Origin of the sequence: Peribacillus sp. NPDC101480 (genome assembly GCF_050277335.1) — a bacterium.
In the GTDB taxonomy this organism is placed as follows: Bacteria; Bacillota; Bacilli; order Bacillales; family DSM-1321; genus Peribacillus.
Map to the genome: position 1 here is coordinate 371,830 of NZ_JBNNSB010000003.1, position 21,242 is coordinate 393,071.

General features: G+C 42.3%; 22 protein-coding genes and 1 other RNA gene. 18 read left to right on the forward strand and 5 right to left on the reverse strand.

Annotation, left to right across the window (positions count from 1 at the left end):
- The first annotated feature begins 41 nt into the window (after positions 1 to 41).
- From tpiA to ACQKMF_RS13080, 8 genes are all read left to right on the forward strand, one after another.
- Positions 42 to 803 (forward strand): triose-phosphate isomerase, encoded by a 762-nt coding sequence (gene tpiA, locus ACQKMF_RS13045; protein WP_427573576.1) that lies wholly within the window; start codon positions 42 to 44, stop codon positions 801 to 803.
- Positions 796 to 2,331 (forward strand): 2,3-bisphosphoglycerate-independent phosphoglycerate mutase, encoded by a 1,536-nt coding sequence (gene gpmI / locus ACQKMF_RS13050; protein WP_260358744.1) that lies wholly within the window; start codon positions 796 to 798, stop codon positions 2,329 to 2,331. Before tpiA ends, gpmI begins: the two co-directional genes overlap by 8 nt.
- 30 nt (positions 2,332 to 2,361) lie before the next feature.
- Positions 2,362 to 3,657 (forward strand): phosphopyruvate hydratase, encoded by a 1,296-nt coding sequence (gene eno, locus ACQKMF_RS13055; RefSeq protein ID WP_034309992.1) that lies wholly within the window; start codon positions 2,362 to 2,364, stop codon positions 3,655 to 3,657.
- Between the two features lie 331 nt (positions 3,658 to 3,988).
- Positions 3,989 to 4,378 carry a hypothetical protein gene (locus ACQKMF_RS13060; RefSeq protein ID WP_402943560.1) on the forward strand — a complete coding sequence of 130 codons (390 nt, stop codon included), beginning with the start codon at positions 3,989 to 3,991 and terminating at the stop codon, positions 4,376 to 4,378.
- A gap of 111 nt (positions 4,379 to 4,489) precedes the next feature.
- Complete coding sequence (locus ACQKMF_RS13065) at positions 4,490 to 4,621, forward strand: hypothetical protein (RefSeq protein ID WP_402943562.1); 132 nt, start codon at positions 4,490 to 4,492, stop codon at positions 4,619 to 4,621.
- A gap of 106 nt (positions 4,622 to 4,727) precedes the next feature.
- On the forward strand, positions 4,728 to 4,922 hold the full coding sequence (locus ACQKMF_RS13070; protein ID WP_402943565.1) for a hypothetical protein: 195 nt from the start codon (positions 4,728 to 4,730) through the stop codon (positions 4,920 to 4,922).
- Positions 4,923 to 5,155: 233 nt separating this feature from the next.
- On the forward strand, positions 5,156 to 5,320 hold the full coding sequence (locus ACQKMF_RS13075) for a hypothetical protein (RefSeq protein WP_157831060.1): 165 nt from the start codon (positions 5,156 to 5,158) through the stop codon (positions 5,318 to 5,320).
- Positions 5,321 to 5,323: 3 nt separating this feature from the next.
- Entirely contained in the window at positions 5,324 to 5,692 is a 369-nt protein-coding gene (locus tag ACQKMF_RS13080) for a hypothetical protein (protein WP_402943568.1), read from the forward strand.
- Between the two features lie 317 nt (positions 5,693 to 6,009).
- Here the strand turns inward: ACQKMF_RS13080 and ACQKMF_RS13085 are convergent, their stop codons facing one another.
- On the reverse strand, positions 6,010 to 6,840 hold the full coding sequence (locus ACQKMF_RS13085) for a M15 family metallopeptidase (RefSeq protein WP_402943571.1): 831 nt from the start codon (positions 6,838 to 6,840) through the stop codon (positions 6,010 to 6,012).
- A 55-nt stretch (positions 6,841 to 6,895) separates the two neighbouring features.
- Complete coding sequence (locus ACQKMF_RS13090; protein ID WP_101223706.1) at positions 6,896 to 7,438, reverse strand: hypothetical protein; 543 nt, start codon at positions 7,436 to 7,438, stop codon at positions 6,896 to 6,898.
- Between the two features lie 177 nt (positions 7,439 to 7,615).
- On the opposite strand from ACQKMF_RS13090, the gene secG reads away from it, so the two are divergent.
- The 6 genes from secG to ACQKMF_RS13120 all read left to right on the forward strand — a co-directional run bounded on the left by secG (position 7,616) and on the right by ACQKMF_RS13120 (position 13,321).
- Positions 7,616 to 7,849: a preprotein translocase subunit SecG gene (gene secG / locus ACQKMF_RS13095; RefSeq protein WP_034309999.1), complete on the forward strand. Its 234-nt coding sequence runs from the start codon at positions 7,616 to 7,618 to the stop codon at positions 7,847 to 7,849.
- Between the two features lie 142 nt (positions 7,850 to 7,991).
- Positions 7,992 to 8,738, forward strand: a complete 747-nt coding sequence (locus tag ACQKMF_RS13100; RefSeq protein WP_427573580.1) for an alpha/beta hydrolase — start codon at positions 7,992 to 7,994, stop codon at positions 8,736 to 8,738.
- 30 nt (positions 8,739 to 8,768) lie between these two features.
- A complete protein-coding gene (rnr, locus tag ACQKMF_RS13105) occupies positions 8,769 to 11,126 on the forward strand; it encodes a ribonuclease R (protein ID WP_101223704.1) in 2,358 nt (785 codons plus the stop codon).
- Between the two features lie 66 nt (positions 11,127 to 11,192).
- Entirely contained in the window at positions 11,193 to 11,660 is a 468-nt protein-coding gene (smpB, locus tag ACQKMF_RS13110; protein WP_101223703.1) for an SsrA-binding protein SmpB, read from the forward strand.
- A 123-nt stretch (positions 11,661 to 11,783) separates the two neighbouring features.
- Positions 11,784 to 12,145, forward strand: a transfer-messenger RNA (tmRNA) gene (gene ssrA, locus ACQKMF_RS13115).
- A 201-nt stretch (positions 12,146 to 12,346) separates the two neighbouring features.
- Positions 12,347 to 13,321, forward strand: a complete 975-nt coding sequence (locus ACQKMF_RS13120; RefSeq protein ID WP_427573583.1) for a nuclease-related domain-containing protein — start codon at positions 12,347 to 12,349, stop codon at positions 13,319 to 13,321.
- 83 nt (positions 13,322 to 13,404) lie between these two features.
- Here the strand turns inward: ACQKMF_RS13120 and ACQKMF_RS13125 are convergent, their stop codons facing one another.
- The 3 genes from ACQKMF_RS13125 to fdhF all read right to left on the reverse strand — a co-directional run bounded on the left by ACQKMF_RS13125 (position 13,405) and on the right by fdhF (position 17,333).
- A complete protein-coding gene (locus ACQKMF_RS13125; protein ID WP_427573585.1) occupies positions 13,405 to 13,809 on the reverse strand; it encodes a hypothetical protein in 405 nt (134 codons plus the stop codon).
- Between the two features lie 89 nt (positions 13,810 to 13,898).
- Positions 13,899 to 14,375, reverse strand: a complete 477-nt coding sequence (locus ACQKMF_RS13130; RefSeq protein ID WP_063595796.1) for a DUF1641 domain-containing protein — start codon at positions 14,373 to 14,375, stop codon at positions 13,899 to 13,901.
- A gap of 18 nt (positions 14,376 to 14,393) precedes the next feature.
- Positions 14,394 to 17,333 (reverse strand): formate dehydrogenase subunit alpha, encoded by a 2,940-nt coding sequence (gene fdhF / locus ACQKMF_RS13135; RefSeq protein WP_427573587.1) that lies wholly within the window; start codon positions 17,331 to 17,333, stop codon positions 14,394 to 14,396.
- 333 nt (positions 17,334 to 17,666) lie between these two features.
- Here fdhF and ACQKMF_RS13140 point away from each other — a divergent pair, with 333 nt between their 5' ends.
- The 4 genes from ACQKMF_RS13140 to ACQKMF_RS13155 all read left to right on the forward strand — a co-directional run bounded on the left by ACQKMF_RS13140 (position 17,667) and on the right by ACQKMF_RS13155 (position 20,987).
- Positions 17,667 to 18,029 (forward strand): DUF2294 domain-containing protein, encoded by a 363-nt coding sequence (locus ACQKMF_RS13140; protein WP_095390832.1) that lies wholly within the window; start codon positions 17,667 to 17,669, stop codon positions 18,027 to 18,029.
- Between the two features lie 54 nt (positions 18,030 to 18,083).
- On the forward strand, positions 18,084 to 18,881 hold the full coding sequence (gene fdhD / locus ACQKMF_RS13145) for a formate dehydrogenase accessory sulfurtransferase FdhD (protein WP_402943587.1): 798 nt from the start codon (positions 18,084 to 18,086) through the stop codon (positions 18,879 to 18,881).
- A 148-nt stretch (positions 18,882 to 19,029) separates the two neighbouring features.
- A complete protein-coding gene (locus ACQKMF_RS13150) occupies positions 19,030 to 19,902 on the forward strand; it encodes a LysR family transcriptional regulator (RefSeq protein ID WP_101223699.1) in 873 nt (290 codons plus the stop codon).
- Between the two features lie 158 nt (positions 19,903 to 20,060).
- Entirely contained in the window at positions 20,061 to 20,987 is a 927-nt protein-coding gene (locus tag ACQKMF_RS13155) for an AEC family transporter (RefSeq protein ID WP_427573590.1), read from the forward strand.
- Positions 20,988 to 21,242 lie beyond the last annotated feature (255 nt).

Genomic DNA, 21,242 nt, shown 5'->3' on the forward strand with positions numbered 1-21,242 from the left:
GACCGTTACATATTTCAACTTTAGAAGGGATGAGAAACCAAATGCGTAAACCGATTATTGCAGGAAACTGGAAAATGAATAAAACACTATCTGAAGCGACTGCCTTTTTAGAAGAAGTGAGCAATTTGATTCCAAAGCAAGATGTAATCGATACGGTTGTATGTGCTCCAGCTTTATTTTTGGATCAGCTGGTTCAAGCAGCAAAAGGAACTGATGTGAAGATCGGGGCGCAGAACATGCACTTTGAAGAAAGTGGTGCTTTCACAGGAGAAATCAGCCCGATCGCATTGGCTGATCTTGGTGTATCCTACGTCATACTTGGTCATTCCGAACGCCGTGAAATGTTCAACGAAACGGATGAAGCCGTTAATAAAAAAGCTCATTCCGCTTTTGCCCACGGATTGACCCCGATCGTTTGCTGCGGTGAAACATTAGAGCAAAGGGAAGCTGGCGAAACGAATGATTTCGTAGGCAGCCAGATTGAAAAAGGCCTTGCAGGATTATCTGACGATCAATTGAAACAAGCCGTTATTGCTTATGAGCCGATTTGGGCAATTGGAACAGGAAAATCGTCATCTGCTCAAGATGCTAATGAAGTTTGTTCGCATATCCGCTCGGTTGTTGCCGACAAATTTTCAAATGAAGCAGCTGCAGCCATCCGCATTCAATACGGTGGCAGTGTAAAACCTGAGAATATTAAAGAGTACATGGCACAACTTGATATAGACGGTGCGTTGGTTGGCGGTGCAAGCTTGAAATCCGATTCATTTTTACAATTGCTGGAGGCTGGTCACTATGAGTAAGTCGCCTGTGGCACTTATCATCTTAGACGGTTTTGGCTGCCGTAACGAGGAAAAGGGAAATGCTGTTTTTCATGCGAAAAAACCGAACTTTGACCGTTTTTGGGAACAGTATCCGCATTCCCATTTAACTGCAAGCGGGGAAGCGGTCGGCTTGCCTGCCGGTCAAATGGGGAACTCGGAAGTGGGGCATTTGAATATCGGGGCAGGACGGATCGTTTATCAAAGTCTAACCCGTGTGAACCTGGCTATCCGTGAAGGTGAGTTTGCCAAAAACCCAACTTTGATCGATGCCATGAGCCATGCCAAGAAAAAAGGCACGGACCTTCATCTTTTCGGTCTACTTTCAGATGGCGGCGTGCACAGTCATATCGATCATATGTATGCCCTGCTGAAATTGGCCGCTAAAGAAGGAGTTAAAAATGTATATGTACATGCATTTTTAGATGGTCGTGATGTCGGGCCGAAAACGGCGCAAGGTTATATTAAGGAAGCGGAAGCGAAAATGAAGGAAATCGGTGTTGGACAGTTTGCGACCATATCCGGAAGATATTATTCGATGGACCGTGATAAGCGCTGGGAACGTGTGGAGAAATCCTACCGTTCGATGGTGTATGGTGATGGCCCTGCTTACTCTTCCGCGATGGAATGTGTCGAGGATTCCTACGAACATGGTATTTTTGACGAGTTCGTGATACCTTCAGTCATAACGGCGGAAGACGGTAAACCGGTGGCGACGATTAAAGATGATGATGCCGTAATCTTTTATAACTTCCGTCCAGACCGTGCGATCCAGATTTCCAATACGTTCACCAATGAGGATTTTCGCTCATTTGAACGCGGTCCTGGACATCCGAAGCATCTCCATTTTGTCTGCTTGACACATTTTTCAGAAACAGTTGACGGATATGTTGCATTTAATCCGACAAATCTTGATAATACATTAGGGGAAGTACTTTCCCAAAACCAGCTTACCCAACTTCGTATCGCTGAAACTGAAAAATATCCGCATGTGACATTTTTCATGAGCGGCGGACGTGAAGAGAAGTTTCCTGGTGAAGAGAGGATTTTAATTAATTCTCCGAAAGTCGCTACATATGATTTAAAACCTGAAATGAGTGCTTATGAAGTTACGGATGCATTGGTGGAACAAATTGAGGCTGATCGCTTTGATGCCATTCTCTTGAATTTTGCCAATCCGGACATGGTTGGTCATTCAGGGATGCTTGAGCCTACCATTAAAGCGATTGAAACAGTGGATGAATGCCTAGGCAGGATTGTCGATTTAATCGTCTCAAAAGGCGGTACGGCAATCATTACCGCTGACCATGGGAATGCCGATGAAGTCGTAACGCTTGAAGGCAACCCGATGACAGCCCATACTACGAATCCCGTGCCTGTCATTATCACTAAAAATCAGGTAACATTAAGAACAGGTGGTATCCTAGGTGATTTAGCTCCAACGATGCTTGATTTGCTTGGAGTCGAAAAACCTGTTGAAATGACAGGGAAATCCCTATTATCTAAATAAAATTGTGAATAGGAAAAGGAGAGATTTATAATGCCGTACATCGAACATGTATATGCACGCGAAGTGCTAGATTCCCGTGGTAATCCAACAATAGAAGTAGAAATCCAAACAGAGTCCGGATACTTCGGACGTGCAATCGTACCATCAGGTGCTTCAACAGGAGAACACGAAGCGGTTGAGCTTCGTGACGGAGATAAATCTCGCTACCTGGGTAAAGGGGTACAAAAAGCAGTCGATAATGTAAATGATATCATTGCTGAAGCTGTCATCGGTTTGGATGTTACGAACCAAGCAGGACTTGACCTCACTATGATTGAATTGGATGGCACTGAAAACAAAGGAAACCTGGGAGCTAATGCAATCCTTGGCGTATCAATGGCTGCTGCCCATGCCGCTGCGGAATTTTCAGGTTTACCATTGTATCGTTACCTTGGAGGGTTCAATGCGAAACAACTTCCTACTCCAATGATGAACATCATTAACGGCGGATCACATGCCGATAACAATGTTGACTTCCAGGAATTCATGATTCTTCCTGTAGGTGCTCCTAGCTTCAAAGAAGCAGTTCGTATGGGTGCAGAAGTATTCCATGCCTTGAAATCTGTCCTTTCTGCCAAAGGCCTGAATACGGCAGTCGGCGATGAAGGCGGCTTCGCGCCAAACCTTGGTTCAAACCGTGAAGCGCTTCAAGTCATCATCGAGGCAATTGAAAAAGCTGGCTACAAAGCAGGCGAAGATATCTACCTTGGCATGGACGTAGCTTCATCTGAATTCTATAACAAAGAAACAGGCAAATATGATCTTGCTGGCGAAGGCCGCAATGGTGTTACATCAGAAGAAATGGTAGCTTTCTATGAAGAGCTAGTGAATGAATTCCCTATTATCTCCATCGAGGACGGCCTGGATGAAAATGACTGGGATGGCCACAAACTTTTAACGGAACGCATCGGTTCTAAAGTTCAGCTTGTTGGTGACGATCTTTTCGTAACGAACACGAAAAAATTGGCTGAAGGCATCGAAAAAGGCATCGGCAACTCCATCCTGATCAAAGTGAACCAAATTGGTACACTGACTGAAACGTTTGATGCAATCGAAATGGCAAAACGCGCAGGCTACACTGCAGTCGTTTCCCACCGTTCCGGTGAAACGGAAGATGCAACGATCGCTGATATCGCCGTTGCAACAAACGCAGGACAAATCAAAACTGGTTCCATGTCCCGTACAGACCGTATTGCTAAATACAACCAACTTCTTCGCATCGAAGATCAACTTGGTGACTTGGCTGTATATGGCGGCTTGAAATCTTTCTATAACCTGAAGAAGTAATTATCAAGCATAAAATACGTCCGAACTTTGTCATACAAGGCACTTTTGGACACTTTGAGTTATGTAGTACATCAACTCGAACTTAGCAATACAAATGTTTAGTATCAACCCCTGATTTATAAGTGAGTGAAATCGCTTATGAATTGGGGGTTTTTGCGTGTTAATACATGACTTGTTGAAAGAATTTACATTTGACTTGCAAATTAAAAATTATTCCAAGCGAACTATCGAGACCTACAATTACAAAATGGTATGGCCCATTGGATATTGATATTGCTAAAGATATTGACGATAAGGTCAACTTGTTAAAAGAGGAATTGGGAATTGGATATTGGATAGCCAAAAAAGGCAATCATCCAAACTCCAAGGAGTTTATAAAAAAACACAAGGAAATCCACGCATATTATGGATTCGCTTTAAATATGATGCTTACTGTGCTTATTTAACGAAAACTGAAAGTAAAGTTCGTGAAAGCCTAGAGCTGCCTAAAACTCAAGATGATGCAAAACTTGTGTTCGATATTGTGGCTAGAAAATATAATTTGCAATTAGCAGAAAGGCGACAAATCAACGGGTTCGGTAAAGTGGACAGAGCAATACATCAAGCAAAGATAGATGGAAAGTATGTCCCACAAGCCACCCTTGTTTATGATTACATGGTAGATGGTCATGAGCTGGATGTTAAAAACACAGACGAAAAATCTTATATGCCAAACTTTTAGACCGTTCCAATAGGAATGGTCTTTTTTAGATTGACAGCATAATTTTGGTACTTCATACTTCTATAGTAATAGACGTGACGGAATATTTAGTTAATTATGAGGACGAAAGCCATGAAACCAGAAATCTTATCAACAGCCATCGAAACGCTAACAGGATTGTTTTTCCGTAACAATAATGAAGGAACTGACTTTCTTGCCAAACGCACATTGGACCATTATATAAACGACCTTGATTTGCTTTAGGTGGGTTGGGATATACCGATGCTGAAATTATTGCCAGTGACATAGTATTTGAGGAGTGGAAAAAATCTCAAAAGCACTGCCAATGATTTTAAAAGGAGGAATACCGATGTGGGGACGATACCTTTGGAAACTCCGATTGTTATTGACCATTCCATATTTGTTATTTGCGATATTAATGTTTTCGTCCATTGGCAACGATAAGGATTATGGTTATTATTGGATGGCGTTTGTGGTCTATGCGATTGTTTCCAATACCATCCTTCATAAAATGGAAAAGAAAGAAAAGATGGAAAAGGAATGAATTTAAGGAGGTAAGCACTTTACCTCCTTTGCCAATTTCATAAATGGAGGTGGATATTATGGGGCTCAAGAACATTTACAAAAAATCATTGTCTATGGCTCTGTACGGGCTGGACATGACATTCATCATACTATGCCTAATCGAAACAACAAAAAATACCAAGTGTTTGTTTTCATCCATACCGATGAATTAATAAAAGGTTTACTGGAGTTAACCAAACGGGAGGTGAGACAATGACTGAACGTTTCTCTATCGCTATTATAATCTCTTGTGTAGCTGTAGTAATGGGCATACTGATTGATTTAGGAATGCTGTATATTGCATTCATACTTCTTGTAATTTGTGTATTGGCTGTTCTTCCCGTCAAGTGGTTTCGTGATTGGTTATGGAGTGACTAAAATATGCTGGTTGTACATCAATTGAATATAAAAATTCAAAAATTGGGAGGTATGTCACCAATGAAAAAATACATAAATAAAGTTGGAGCATTGGGCTTAATCGTTTTGATTATGGCAATGCCATTTTTCTACACAACCATTTTTTTGGGTAGTTTTATCTTGGACCCAACACCGCATACGAATCCTCAGCCTGGCCATGAAGACCACAATGCAACAAAAATTTGGGAGGGTATGTCAAAAGAGGAATATCAGAAAATTAAATACGTAGAAGAACATAAATATAAATATGAAAATGAAGAACCTGCATTCAACCCAGATGAATCATCAAGTTTCAACCTATTTGAAGTTGAAAATAAAAACGATGAATATTGAAGGACCCCGCCAATTATGCGGAGTCCTTTTTTCGTTGCTTAAATATGCAATGCTCCAAAATTAGGTTTCGTTCTTTCAGTCGTTGAAATCCATTCACCCAATTATTTTGGGATTCTGCTTCTGATGAGAAGATGGATTCTGCACAGTAATTTCTTTTCACCTCCCATACAATGTGAGAATACACATTGTATGGGAGGTTTTTTTGCTTATAAAGTTAGCCGTCCAGTCACTGATTCCGGCTTGGTTCAGGGCTGATAAAAGGATTTAATCAAACGTTTGATTAATATAAAAAAGGTGCCGCATCCGGGCACCTTTTTTTATTTACTCGATACAGCTTCCACTGGTACGGCATTATAGTATTCTTCTAATGTAATCTTCGCTTCAAAGATTTCAGTTGCGGTAGCGACACCAACATAACGGATGTGCCATGGTTCGTATTTATAACCTGTGATGTTTTCCTTGCCTTCAGGGTAGCGAATGATAAATCCGTATTCATGTGCATGTTCAGCAAGCCAGGCAGCTTCATTCGTATCACCGAAGCAGTCTTGGGCAGCGCATGCCCCATCGTGGGTCGTGACATCAATCGCCAGGCCCGTTTCATGCTCGCTTGTCCCAGGCATTGCACTGTAGGTTTTCGCCTTTTCTTCCCCGTCCTTAGCCACATAGTTATTAAAGACCTCGATCTGTCTTTGGTGAGAGCGATAAGCGGAAACGCCGGCAAAGTGCATGTTTTCTTTTTCGGCAGCCTGGAACATTACTTCAAGTGCCTTTCCCGCTTCCTCTCGCATCATTCTTTTTTCAATTTTATCTTGAAAGATGAAATCCACTTTTGGGTAGATGAGGTCAGCAGGTTTGTAATCTTCAGGCAGGCTGTATTGTTTATTGACAAGTACAGGAATGCCTTCCGGATGGGCTAATGTCTGAAGGCCAGCCTGTCCGGGTTTAGCCGTTTCATCAACTTCCACCTGGCGTTGGGCCGATTCTTTTGAATCATTATTCTTGTCGGTTTCTGTCTCCGTCTCCGTATCCTGGGAGCTCGGTTGTTCTTCTTTTTGCTCTTTTTCATGCTCGCTTGTCAGGTCGGATGAACAGCCAGCCATTAGAATGAAAGATGATAGAGCAGTTGCTGCAAATATAGGTTTTAACATATGAAAGGCCCCTTGCTTTTAATATAAGTTTCCAATAAAGTAGTTTTGAAAAAAATTATCGGGATAAGTAATCCCTTGTTAATTCACTTTGATATTTATCAAGAAATAAGCCAATCCAGACGACCATCAATAAAAATGGATAATCGTTACGGACTGCGGTTTCCACAACGGGATCAGACCAAAAGCTCGAAAGGAAACCCGATGACATCCTGATTGTCTCGAATGTGACAAGGGCGTGAAGCGATAACCAAAGAATCGTAAGGGTATTGGTCCCAAACCCAATGACCGCCGCTATGACGCTCAGCAAGGCGGCTGCTGCCCCGATCAGGAGGACATTGAAGCTTGATTGGAAAAAGTCAGTACCGCTATTGGAAAGTCCATTATAAATAATAGCAGTAAAATAAACGGTTGTCGTGATATATGCAGCAAATAATAAGTATCGATTTCCGTGATACTTTGCCAGCAGCAATAAAAGCGGTGATAGGATGATTAATAGTACACTGATAAAATTGCTTCCGCCTGTCCATAAAGAATAGCCGGCAACCGCCGAGAATAGGATGGTCAGGAGATCAAGAATCCGGAGTATGGACTTAAACATGTTGACACCTCTTTCTCTATTTATGCAAATTATCTCAAACTTTGATTCAAAAAGAAAATAAATGACTATGGATTTTTAGGAATTCTTACCATCATAGTATAACAAAGATTGTGGATACTTATTGGGTGTGGTAAAGTTAAAGTAATTGTTTATTGGTTCTTCAGGAGGTGTAATTGCATGCATGCATTTCTCATAACGCTTTTAGTGATTGTCAGTATCGCCCTCATTGTGACGGTATTGCTTCAATCAGGTAAGAGTGCAGGTTTATCAGGTGCGATTGCCGGCGGTGCTGAGCAGTTATTCGGAAAGCAAAAGGCACGCGGTTTGGACCTGGTTTTACATCGTGCGACAATAGTATTGGCGATTTTATTCTTTGCTTTAACTTTACTAGTTGCATACTTTGATGTGTAATGGATCAAAAATGAGTCTAGCTAAATAGCTAGACTTTTTTCTTTGCATAATAGTTACATGAATAGATATAGTGATTTTAGTACTTAATTATAGGATAGGGATGCTTTTAAAATTCTATTTACTGATAAAGGAGCTTAAGATCATGAAAATAAAGCTGCAGCAGCCCTTTACTTTTGAAGGCGGAAAAAGAGCTGTCTTACTTTTACATGGATTTACGGGGAATTCAGCGGATGTACGGATGCTAGGGCGATACTTGGAGAAACAGGGATACACCTGCCATGCCCCGCACTATAAAGGGCATGGCGTACCCCCAGAGGAGCTGGTGAAAACGGGTCCGGAAGATTGGTGGAAAGATGTAATGATGGCCTACGATTTCCTGAAAAGCAAAGGCCATGAAGAAATTGCTGTTGCCGGACTATCATTAGGAGGCGTATTTTCTCTTAAATTAGGTTACACTGTACCTATAAAGGGTATCGTATCAATGTGTGCGCCTATGTATATCAAAAGTGAAGAAATGATGTTTAAAGGAGTATTGGAGTACGCCAGAGAATTTAAGAAGTATGAAGGAAAAACTCAAGAGCAAATAGAGCTTGAAATGGACCTCCTTGCCGATAAACCGATGAATACATTGAAAGCCCTTCAGGAATTGATGACGGATGTACGAGAGCACGTCGACCTTATATACGCGCCGACATTTGTGGTGCAGGGCAGGCATGATGATGTTATCAATCCAAAAAGTGCCGATATTATTATTGATGCCATTGAATCACCGGTCAAAAAAATCAAGTGGTATGAAGAATCCGGTCATGTCATAACTCTTGATAAAGAAAAGGACCAGCTGCATGAAGATGTATTGGAATTTTTAGAAAGTCTGGATTGGGCCGAATAACAAAAATATACCCTGAATAGGAGGGTTTTCATGGAAGATAACATTCAAGAACATATTAATAAGCTTCTGACATACATGACGGATGAAGCGTATAAGCCCTTAACGGTACAAGAACTGGAAGAGGCTTTGAAAATCGAAGACTCGGCAGATTTCAAGAATTTCGTTAAGGCTCTAGTAAAGATGGAAGAAAAGGGATTGGTGGTCAGAACGAGGAGCAATCGTTACGGGCTGCCGCAAAAGATGAATTTGTTCCGTGGTAAATTAACAGGACACGCTAAGGGATTCGCCTTTGTCACACCTGAAGATAACCCTGGAATGGATGATATTTTCATTCCGCCGAATGAAACGGGCACAGCGATGCATGGAGATGTCGTCATGGTACGAGTATCTTCGGAAACATCGGGCTCAAGGCAAGAAGGCACGGTCATCAGAATTCTTGAACGCGGTATTACACAAGTGGTCGGTACATACTCCGAAAGTAAAAGTTTTGGTTTCGTCATCCCTGATGATAAAAAGATCGCAAACGATATTTTCATTCCGCAGCATGCTTCACATGGAGCGGTAGAGGGCCATAAGGTTGTCGTCAAGCTTACTTCTTATCCTGAAGGACGCATAAGTGCCGAAGGTGAAGTCATTGAGATTCTTGGACATAAAAATGATCCTGGTGTAGATATTCTTTCCGTGATCCATAAATATGGTTTGCCAATGGAGTTCCCGGATGACGTCATGGAACAAGCCAATGCCGTTTCAGATACCATTGAAGAAAGTGAAATTGGAAGCCGCAGGGATTTGCGCAATGATGTTTTGGTCACGATTGATGGAGCCGATGCAAAGGACCTGGATGATGCCGTCACTGTTTCCAAACTTGAAAATGGCAATTATAAGCTGGGTGTTCATATTGCTGATGTCAGCCATTATGTGAAGGAAGGATCACCAATCGATAAGGAAGCCTTGGAAAGAGGGACGAGCGTTTATTTGGTGGACAGGGTCATCCCGATGATCCCGCATCGTTTATCGAATGGCATTTGTTCCTTGAACCCACAAGTCGATCGCTTTACACTCTCTTGTGAAATGGAAATTACACCAGATGGCAAAGTAGTCAACCATGAGATTTTTGAAAGTGTCATTAAGACGACGGAACGTATGACATATGGAAATGTGAACAAAATCCTTGTCGATAAAGATGAAGAACAGCTCGAACGCTATGAAGCGTTGGTGCCGATGTTCCAGGACATGGAGAAGTTAGCTGCCATCCTGCGCAAGAACCGGATGAACCGCGGTGCGATTGACTTTGATTTCAATGAAGCTAAAGTCATCGTTGATGAAGAAGGCCATCCGACTGATGTGGTTTTACGTGAAAGGTCGGTTGCCGAAAAGCTGATTGAAGAGTTCATGCTTGCGGCTAATGAAACCGTTGCAGAGCATTTCCACCGTCTTGACGTACCGTTCATTTACCGTATTCATGAAGATCCCAAGCCGGAAAAACTGCAGCGGTTCTTTGAATTCATAACGAACTTCGGATATATTGTCCGGGGATCGGCCAATGACGTTCACCCTAAGGCGTTACAGGAAATCATTGAGGCGGTAGCCGGTAAACCGGAAGAAACGGTCATATCCACCGTCATGCTCCGTTCCATGCAACAGGCGAAATATGATCCGGAGAGCTTAGGTCACTTTGGTTTATCTGCTGAGTTTTATACACATTTCACATCGCCGATTCGCCGTTACCCGGATTTGATCGTGCACAGGTTGATCAGGACCTACTTGGTGGAAGGTAAACTGGATGAAGCTACGAAGGAGAAATGGAATGCCAATTTACCTGAGATTGCCGATCATACATCGAAACGTGAACGTCGCTCAGTCGATGCTGAACGGGAAACGGATGATCTGAAGAAAGCGGAATATATGCTGGATAAAATCGGCGAAGAATATACCGGAATCATTGGTTCTGTCACGAATTTCGGGATGTTCGTCGAGCTGCCGAACACCATTGAAGGACTTGTCCATGTCAGCTTCATGACGGATGATTATTATCGCTTCGATGAGCGTCAGCTAGCAATGATCGGGGAACGTACCGGTAATGTGTTCCGGATTGGCGATGAGATCGACGTACGTGTTTCCAACGTCAATAAAGAGGAACGCGCCATCGATTTTGAAATTATCGGCATGAAGGTAAGCCGTCCGCGTCCATCTGGCGAGAAGAAAATATTCAAAGCCAATTCAGGTGAACGCAAACGCGGCCGAGGCGGCAATGGAGGACGTAATGAAGGAAAAGGCGGCGGCCGTAATGGAGATTCGCCTTCTAATGGGAGAAAATCGAAAAAGAAGAAAAAATTCTTTGAAAATGCGCCAGCTGCCAAGCGCAAGAGAAAACCAAAAAAGAGATAAAGATTGAGGCGGGGGATGATCATTTCATCCTCTTGCCGCGATTGGATGTAAAAAGGGGAGAGTTAGATGCCAAAAGGTTCAGGTAAACAACTAGCACAAAATAAAAAGGCTTATCATGATTTTTTTATTGAACAAACGTTTGAAGCCGGAATCGTTTTGAAGGGAACCGAAATCAAGGCCATCCGTGCGGCCCGAGTGAATTTAAAGGATGCCTTCGCTAAAATAGAAAATGGAGAAATCTATCTTTATAATATGCATGTAAGCCCTTATGAGCAGGGAAACCAGTTTAACCATGACCCGTTGCGGACACGGAAGCTTCTTTTGCATAAGAAGGAAATCAGTAAACTGATCGGTGTAACAAAGGAAACAGGCTACACGATCGTACCGTTGAAAATGTATTTGAAAAATGGCTTTGCCAAGGTTTTAATCGGTCTGGGTAAAGGGAAGAAGCAATATGACAAGCGTGAAGACCTGAAGAAGAAGGAAGCGAAGCGTGATATTGAACGTGCATTCCGTGATCGACAGAAGATGTAGAACTGCCAAGACCTTACAATTGATTTTTTGAGCCAATCTGTTATAATTAATCCTGTACCGATGACAATTGAATATCAGCCAACTTGCTGACTATTCTTCTCTCGTACGCTCCATTTATATCATGGGGACGTTACGGATTCGACAGGGATAGTTCGAGCTTAAGTTGCGAGTCGAGGGGATCGGCCTCGTTAAAACGTCAACGCCTATAACTGGCAAACAAAACAACAACCTAGCTTTCGCTGCTTAATAACAGTCGATAGCTGTTCCTCCCTCCATGGCCCACGTGGTAGGGTAAGGGACTCACTCTAAGTGGGATACGCCGGAATCCACCGTCTGAGGATGAAGGAAGAGACCAAACAGACTAGCTGCTCTGCCGCCTGTCGATAGGCTAATGAGTTCGCGAAATGCGAATATATCGACTACACTCGTAGAAGCTTAAGTGCCGTTATGTCTGGACGTGGGTTCGACTCCCACCGTCTCCACCAATACATATATTGGTGGTTTTTTATTTGGTTTTTTTTCGTCGTTTTTGTCGAAAAATCGATAAATCGTATAATTCGCAGATATATCAGGATTTTTCGATGATATATCTCCAATTTCGATGATATATTCCCGATTTCGCAGATAAACTGTACAATTTCCATCATTTGCTGTAGAATCCTTTTGAAGAAAATAGGATTGGAGCGATGAAATTGATTGTAAAAAAGCGAAAAGTTCCTCTTGCCGTCCGCAAATTACGTGCATTAGCGTGCAGGCTTCCTCCGAATCACCCTAAAGTTCCCTTAATCATGAACGATCTCAAAAAAAGGGAAGCGGGCTATAAAGGGGAATGTTCCATTGATTTTCCATTAAGCTTTCTTGAACCGAAAAGCTATTTCATCTTCCACGATTTAAGGCTTCAGGATCAATCCCGATTTTTTCAACTGGATACCTTATTAATCTCCAAGAAATATGCGCTTATCATTGAAGTGAAGAACATTGCAGGGTCGATCTATTTTGATCCGCATTTCAATCAGCTCATTCGAACGATAGAAGGAAAAGAAACGGCCTTTCCAGATCCCATCATACAAGTCAGCCGTCAGGAATCACAATTGACCAATTGGTTCTTGAAAAACGGTTTTCCCTCACTGCCCATCCTTTCATTGATTGTCATCAGTAATCCCCAAACAATCATCCGTACAGCTCTTGAAAACCATGAACCCCACTATAAAGTTATCCATCGCGATGCACTTCCCGCTAAAATTAATCAAATGGAGCATTCCATAACAGAATCCAGTTTTAGTGAGAAAGATTTGAAGAAAGCAATTCGCGTAATGAATAAACACCACATCGATGCGGACTTTTCCATTCTGGAACGATACAATCTTACCGAAAAGGACCTAATTAAAGGAGTGATTTGTGAGAATTGTAAGGGCAATAAATTATTTAGAAGGCATGGCACATGGCTTTGCAATCAATGTCAACTCTCCAGTAAAAAAGCACATATCTCGGCTTTACGAGATTATTTTTATCTATTAGGCTCGACCATAACGAATCGGCAGTTGAGGAACTTTTTAAACATTTCCTCTTCATCCAGTGCAACGAGGATCTTGCAATCATTGAATCTGACAAGCAGTGGTGCGAATAAGGGGAGGGTGTACAGCCTGTATTTTGATGAGTGATTTCTGGGTGATCTTGCCTTAATTATTACCCAGACTACCTTAAAAAAAGGAATAGTTTCTTCACTATTCCTTAATATAAAAAATCATTTCTCTGTATTTACATCAACATTTTGGAAATCCTCCAAAATAATATCTATTACTGGAAAAACTCCATCAGCTTGATAAGCTAATAAGATTTTTTTTACTGAGGCAATATGTAATTCTTCCATTTCCATATTTTTTATATCCGCCATTTTTTTTCTCATTTCTTCTTTTGTGGGATAATTTTTTGTGCCGTAAACCCACCTGAAAAATCTATCTAACTCACTAACCTCTTGCTCTGTAAAGCCATGTGATAATAACTCATAATACCTAGACTTTAAATTCGGGGCCATACTATCATGAAATTTAAAAAATGCATGCTTCAATAAAAACAATTCGTATTCTAATTCCTTAATTTTTTCTTCTTGATTAATTAAATCATCCACTCCAATGCTAATCTTATCCAATACGCTACACTTTCAGCAGTTTTCAGCAACTAAGCCCAATGATAGAACAAAGACTCAAAAGAAGCTTCTCTTGAGTCTTTGGTCCGAGTCTATTCTTTTAATTCCTTGCCCATCCCCTTAAGGAAGTGGACGCCAAAGCCGATCGCCCGGTTTATGTCTGGATCATTCAATGTTTTCATTAAATCCAAAACGCCGATCTTTTTATCGGCCTGAAGGAACTTGTTTCCTTCATCGATTCCTGCAAGTGCACTGTTAAGCAGTTTCGTGGATTGTGCGGCATCGGCATTCATCAAGGCTCCTGTTGCCCCCATAAGGGTATTGATCAGGTTTGTGACAGGTTGTCTTGTGATTTGTTGAAGAGCGATTTTGGCAATTTGTTCTTTTCCTTGAAGCATGGAGGTCGCGGCTTCGAATACTCCTGAGTCATTCAGTTCATTGACGATTTTAAACATATTGTTCAAGGCATCTTCATTATCGGTGATCAGCGTTTTCAGTTCTTCCAGTTTTTGAAGCTTTATTTCTTCCTCAGTAATGGGATTATGGATTTCCGTAATAGGAGCTGCCATGATCTTCACCCTCCTTGTTTATTTATCCGTTAAGTGAACATACCCTGGACGTGCCCACTTACGTTCAACCTCGACACCATTTTGAGGATGGCGTTTTTTGTTCCGTGGATTGGTACCCGGTAATGGGATATCCCCGCTTGCGCTTAATACTTCCATGCGGACCATCGTCTGTTTGTAAGCAGGCGTGCTTGTGCGTTGATCATAGATAGGACCGGTCAGAAAGTTAATGGCAGAGTCTTTATCAACGGAGTTCATTGGTAAAAATAGCTCATTATTTTTAACGCGGTCTGTGATCAGGGCTTTTAACTTAACGGCCCCGAATGGAGACACTAAGCGAACGAGTCCTCCATCACTGACTTTACGTTCTTTGGCAAGTTCTGGTGAAACCTCAACGAAAATATCAGGTACTTTCGATTGGATTCCATTGGATTTGTTCGTCATATTGCCTTCATGGAAATGCTCCAGCATGCGTCCATTATTGATATGAAGGTCATATTCTTTCGGGAATTTATGCGGCTCCACCCAGTCAGCCAGTGCAAAGCGCGCTTTCTTATCAGGGAAGTTGAAGCCATCCACATAAAGAAGCGGCGTGCTTGATCCATCATGGCTTCCCCATAGGAAGCTGTTCCATCCTTCCAGCACCTCGTAATTCGCTTGGCTGAATATCGGTGACAGGCTTGCCATTTCATCATAGATTTCACTAGGGTGAGTGTAGTTCCAATTCGCACCTAAGCGGTTTGCGATCTCCTGAGTGATTTCCCAGTCCGCCTTAGAATCTCCCATAGTGGGAAGGGCTTTATATAAGCGCTGTACACGGCGCTCCGTATTGGTGAACGTTCCGTCTTTTTCAAGAGATGGAGCTCCGGGCAATACCACGTCGGCATATTGGGCAGTCCTTGAAAGGAAAATATCCTGGACAACAAAGAAATCCAAGCCGGATAACACTTTATCTACATGGTTTGCATCCGCATCAACAAGTGCCATATCTTCACCTACTAGATACATGGCCTTCATGTCGCCTTTTTCTATCGCTTTAAGCATTTCAATATTGTTCAAGCCTGGTTTGCCATCGATCTTCACTCCATAAGCTTTTTCGAATTTGGCACGTGCCACGTCATCGGTAACATGCTGATATCCCGGAAGCCATGTTGGAAGGGTGCCCATATCGCAAGCGCCCTGAACATTGTTATGGCCGCGAAGAGGATAAGCTCCCGCTCCTGGGCGACGGTAGTTGCCTGTAGCTAATAGCAGGTTGGATATTGCAGCCGAAGTATCGGAAGCACCGGTGTTTTGTGTAACGCCCATTCCCCAAAGAATGCATGTTCCGTCTGCATCGCGAATGGTTTCAGCTATTTGGATCAATGTTTCTTTTGAAATACCTGTGTGTGCTTCTGCATATTCCAGGGTATATTTTTCAAGTACTTCTTTATAATCGTCGAAGAAGTTAACATTTTCATTGATGAATTCTTGATCATGCCAGCCTTGATCGATCATATATTTTGTAACCGCCATCAACCATACTTGATCCGTTCCTTGTTTTGGACTGATATGGATATCGGAACGCTCTGCCATTTCGTTTTTGCGGATGTCAGCTACGATCAGTTTTTGTCCGTGAAGCTTGTGAGCCCGTTTAACGCGTGTCGCGAGTACGGGATGGCCTTCTGCCGGGTTGGCACCAACGATGATGACAAGACCTGCTGCGGCGATATCTTTGATCGTACCGGCATCTCCGCCCATGCCGACTGTACGGAACAGTCCGTCTGTTGCCGGAGATTGACAGTAACGAGAGCAATTGTCCACGTTATTCGTTTCGAACATTTGCCGTGCCAGTTTTTGAATTACATAGTTTTCTTCATTCGTGATCTTGGAAGAGGAAATGAAGCCTACTGAATTTCCGCCGTATTGCTGTTTGATCGAACCGAGTCTGGATGCAACCAAATCAAGTGCTTCATCCCAGCTTGATTCAACGAATCTTCCATTTTTCCGAATCAGGGGCTTTGTCAAACGTTTTTCCGAGTTTACGAAGTCCCAACCGAATTTCCCTTTGACACATGTGGATATCGCATTGACGGGTGCTTCATGAGTAGGTTGGACTTTAAGGATTTTACGGTCTTTTGTCCAGACTTCGAATGTGCATCCTACCCCACAGAACGTACAGACCGTTTTTGTCTTCTTCGTTCGTGTATCACGCATTGCCGCTTCAATCTCCGAAATGGCAAAAATCCCGCTGTATCCAGGCTCCACTTCTTTGACAAGGTCTATCATTGGTTCAAGCATATCGTTTTTCAAACCTGACATGAAACCAGCCTCGCCCAGCATCGATTTTTCCATTAATGCATTACATGGACAAATGGTTACACACTGTCCGCAGCCTACACAAGATGAGTTATTGATTTCCGTTCCTTCATCCCAGATTACCCGAGGGCGTTCTGCTTCCCAATCGATGGACAGCGTCTCGTTGACCTGAAGGTTTTGGCAGACTTCAACACATTGCCCGCATGCGATGCATTGATTGGCATCATAGCGGTAAAATGGATGGGACATATCGACGGCACCCAATTTCACTTTCGGTGTGTAAGGATATTTTTGGTGTTCAATTTCCATTAATTCTGCCGTGTTATGCAGTTTGCAATTTCCGTTATTATTATCACATACAGTACAGTATAAAGAATGGTTTTCCAGGATACGGTCCATGGCCTCGGTTTGGGCTTCTTTTGCCTTGCTTGAGTCCAAGGCTATATCCATGCCGCTCACTGCTTTTGTCGAACATGACCGGACGAGTTTCCCATTAACTTCGACGATGCATGTGTCGCATGTTTGGATCGGGTCCACTTCAGGAACATAACAGATCTGTGGATGAGCCATCTCATTTTGGTTGATGACCTCCAGTATTGTCGCTCCCTCATTAGTGGTATATTCCTTCCCGTTGATTTTGATGGTGATGTTTGAATCGCTCATTATATTTCCCCCTTTTATAGCCAAAAAGACGCAAAAAAACCACCATGATTACACCTCCGTCTCTGAACGGAAATGTAGGTCATGGTGGAATAGTTTAATAGCAAAGCTTGCCAATATACCAATCCATACCATAATGGATAATTTTAAAAAAGATAGGACAAAACAGTACACTATTATGCTCCCAACTTTCATCATTGTTATTATACCTTTAATTATTAAAAGAAACAATCCTGGAAAGAGGGTATCATTCCCAAATTCCTTTCGTTTTTCTTCGCGTTGATTTATGATAAGAAAATTGAGAACTTAATTTTCTTGAATTGGAGTGACGCAACGGTGTCAAAAGTTATCCATGAATTCAATGATATGATTCGTAAGCTGCGCAAGGAACTATTCGGTAAAGGACCAGAACGCATACACACGGTTTTCGTGGAAAATATGGCCGTTTCTACGTTATATGGAAATTTGACTCCTACGGAAATGTTCATATCAAGATCGGAGGAAGGAAGGGACATGGTCCATTCTGCACGAACCAAGATGGTTCAGGATGTGTATTCGGAGAGTCCTCCTGATGGAATGGAAGAACTGGTTGGAGCTAAACTGCTTCATTTGTTTTCAGACATAAAAATCAAAGAGAACATAGCGATTTCCGTATTCGTTTTTGATAAGAATATTGCGGACAAACTCAACGGGCATTGACCATGGTCCTACATATTGGTCAATTGGCTCCTGGATATTAAAAGGAGTGGGAACATGAAAGCGATTGAAATCAAGAGGGACATCATCCGGATAACCAAAGGTAACATCGAGCGTACGGAAGATGCGATTGTAACGGAGTATCCCGTTACTGTCAAAGTAAATGGCCAGGAATTCGTCACGATGGTTTGTACACCCGAATACATCGAGGATATGGTGATTGGTTATTTGGCTTCGGAAGGCATCATCAAAAAATATGATGAGATAAAAGAAATCTGGGTCCAGGAAAAAGAAGGCTTTGTTCATGTGAAGACAGATAAAGTGAATCCTTACTTCCAGGATTTTCAAAATAAGCGGTATATTACATCATGCTGCGGAATGAGCAGACAAGGTTTCGTCTTTGTGAATGATGCATTGACTGCCAAGAAAATGGATCATATTTCGGTGAAACTGACTCCTGATGACTGCCTCCGCTTGATGAAGGATTTACAAAATTCTGCCGTCACCTTCCAGAACACAGGTGGAGTCCACAATGCCGCTTTATGTGATGTCGATGGCCTCGTATTAAGCAGGATGGACATCGGACGGCATAACGCATTGGACAAAATATACGGCTATTGCCTGAAAAATGGTATTTCGATAGAAGGAAAAGCTATCGTGTTCAGCGGCCGGATATCATCGGAAATTCTCTTGAAGGTGGCGAAAATCGGCTGTGAGCTGATACTCTCGAAATCGGCTCCAACCGAATTGGCCTTGGAGTTGGCTGAAGGATTGGGAATCACCACGGTCGGATTCATTCGTAATGATTCACTGAATATCTACACATGCCCTGAAAGAATTCAATTGAATGAATGATCATCATTCGCTTAAAAGGTATTTATCGGAAAGTCCTTGCCAACATGGCTTGGGCTTTTTATGTACTTGTAAAAGGATATATCGATCAGGCCTTTTGTGGTACAGTTTGGATAAAACATTCAAGGAATTGCGTATCGGGGGAAGGGTTATGAACGAAAGGGATTGGCATATTTTAAAGGTGTTGCATGAACACAAGAATATTACTAAAACGGCGCAAAGTTTATATATCTCGCAGCCTTCTTTAACGAAACGGATTCAACAAATAGAGAAGGAATTCAATCTAAAGATTGTGGAGCGGGGAACAAGGGGAGTGCAATTCACGCCTCAAGGGGAATATTTGGCCATCTGTGCAGATGAGATGCTGATCAGGCTCCGGCAGATAAAAGAGACGGCATTCAATATGGGTCAGGAAATCAGTGGAACATTACGGCTGGGTGTTTCCAACTATATTACGCTGCATAAATTGCCAGGCCTGCTGAAATTATTTCGTGAGCGATATCCCAAAGTGGATTTCCATGTGACAACTGGATGGAGTAAAGAAGTGCTGAACCTCATTTACAAGGAGGAAGTGCATGTCGGAATCGTTCGGGGGGACTATCAATGGTCAGGATCAAGGCATCATCTTTTTGAGGAAACGATTTGCATTGCTTCCAAGGAAGAAATCGAAGTCCGGAACCTGCCTTTTTTGCCGAGGATCGATTATGGGACAGATGCTCTTTTGAAAACAATGATCGATAATTGGTGGAGAGACAATTTTTCCGGACCTCCTTTGGTGGGGATGGAAGTGGACAAAGGTGATACATGCAAAGAAATGGTCAGGAATGGCCTGGGATATGGCATCCTTCCCAGTGTTTTATTGGAGAAGGACCAAAATCTCCGTCAAATGGACCTTAAGGATAAGCAAGGCAATCCCCTTATCAGGAATACGTGGATGTTATATCATGAAAAGTCGCTGGAATTAAAGCTGGTCAAGGAGTTTGTCGAATTTGTCAAAGGCGTCGATTTCATGAGGGACATTTAACCGGAAGCGCAGAAACCTCTGTGCTTTTTTGTCATTCCTTTTTTGAATGGATAACGATAATTTATTGGTATTTTAATTATGGTTATCCCGGCATTATGATAAATGGAGATGTAAATGTAAATCATCAGGTATTGCCTAAGGAATGGAGAGGAAGTCAAGTGAGTGTCCTGTTTCTGATCGTATTGAATGTCATTGTGCCGGTCTTTTTCCTCATAGGGGCGGGGGCCATTCTGCATCGTAAATTCAAGTTGGATATGAATACGCTGTCTAAATTGAATCACTTCCTGCTCATGCCGGCCATTAGCTTTATTAATATCTATCAAAGTAAAATGGGCGGGGGGATGATCTTCCAGATATTCAGCTTCCTTGCTCTTCAAGCAGTAAGTCTCATCATCGTGAGTACAGTGATTGCTAAACTTGCCAGGTTTGATCAAAGCCTTTCGGCCACGTTTAAAAATAGTGTAGTCCTGAATAACTCAGCCAATTTCGGATTACCCGTCAGCCAGATGGTTTTTCACGGAAACCCTCTTGGGCTGTCGATACAAGTCATCGTGATCATCTTTCAAAACCTGTTGACCTATACCTATGGATTGATGAATTCCGTTTCCGTCCATACAAAAAGTGCGAAGGGCGCCATTCGCGAGTTCTTGAAGAACCCCGTCATTTATGCTTTATTACTCGGTTTTCTATTACATTCCTTTTCTTTCGACATTCCGCTGTTCTTATGGACCCCGATTGAAAATATCGCTAGTGCCTTCATAGCCATTGCCTTGATTACATTGGGTGCACAGAGTGCCTATTTGAAAATGACGCAATTTCCGCTTCCGCTTATACTTAGCTTGATTGGCCGTTTAATACTCTCGCCATCCATCGCCTTCCTGATCATCCTCATGCTGGGTTTGGAAGGGACTGTCGCCCAAGGGTTGTTTATCGCAAGCTCATTTCCCACATCAAGAAACAGCGCATTATTCGCTTTGGAATATGACAACCATCCGAAGTATGCGGCACAGGCAGTCTTGATGTCGACTTTATTCAGCAGCATAACGGTAACGATGGTCGTATATCTATCAAAAATACTATTCTAGCAGGGCTGCTCAAAAGTGCAGTCTCTAACTGTAAACAAACTCGATGAAAATCGAGTTTGTTTACAGTTTATAGTGTTTGTAAAACCGAACCGTAATTTCCACTCCAATCACATTGTTTTATTTAGATAGAACCCCTTTTGTCTACAAACTTGGACTGCTCTGAAGGAGCAGTCTTTCCCCCTTTTCCTGCTATAAAACTTTATGAACAATATGGAAGTTATGGAAGTTATGCATTTTAGTTGGGCAATCAAATAA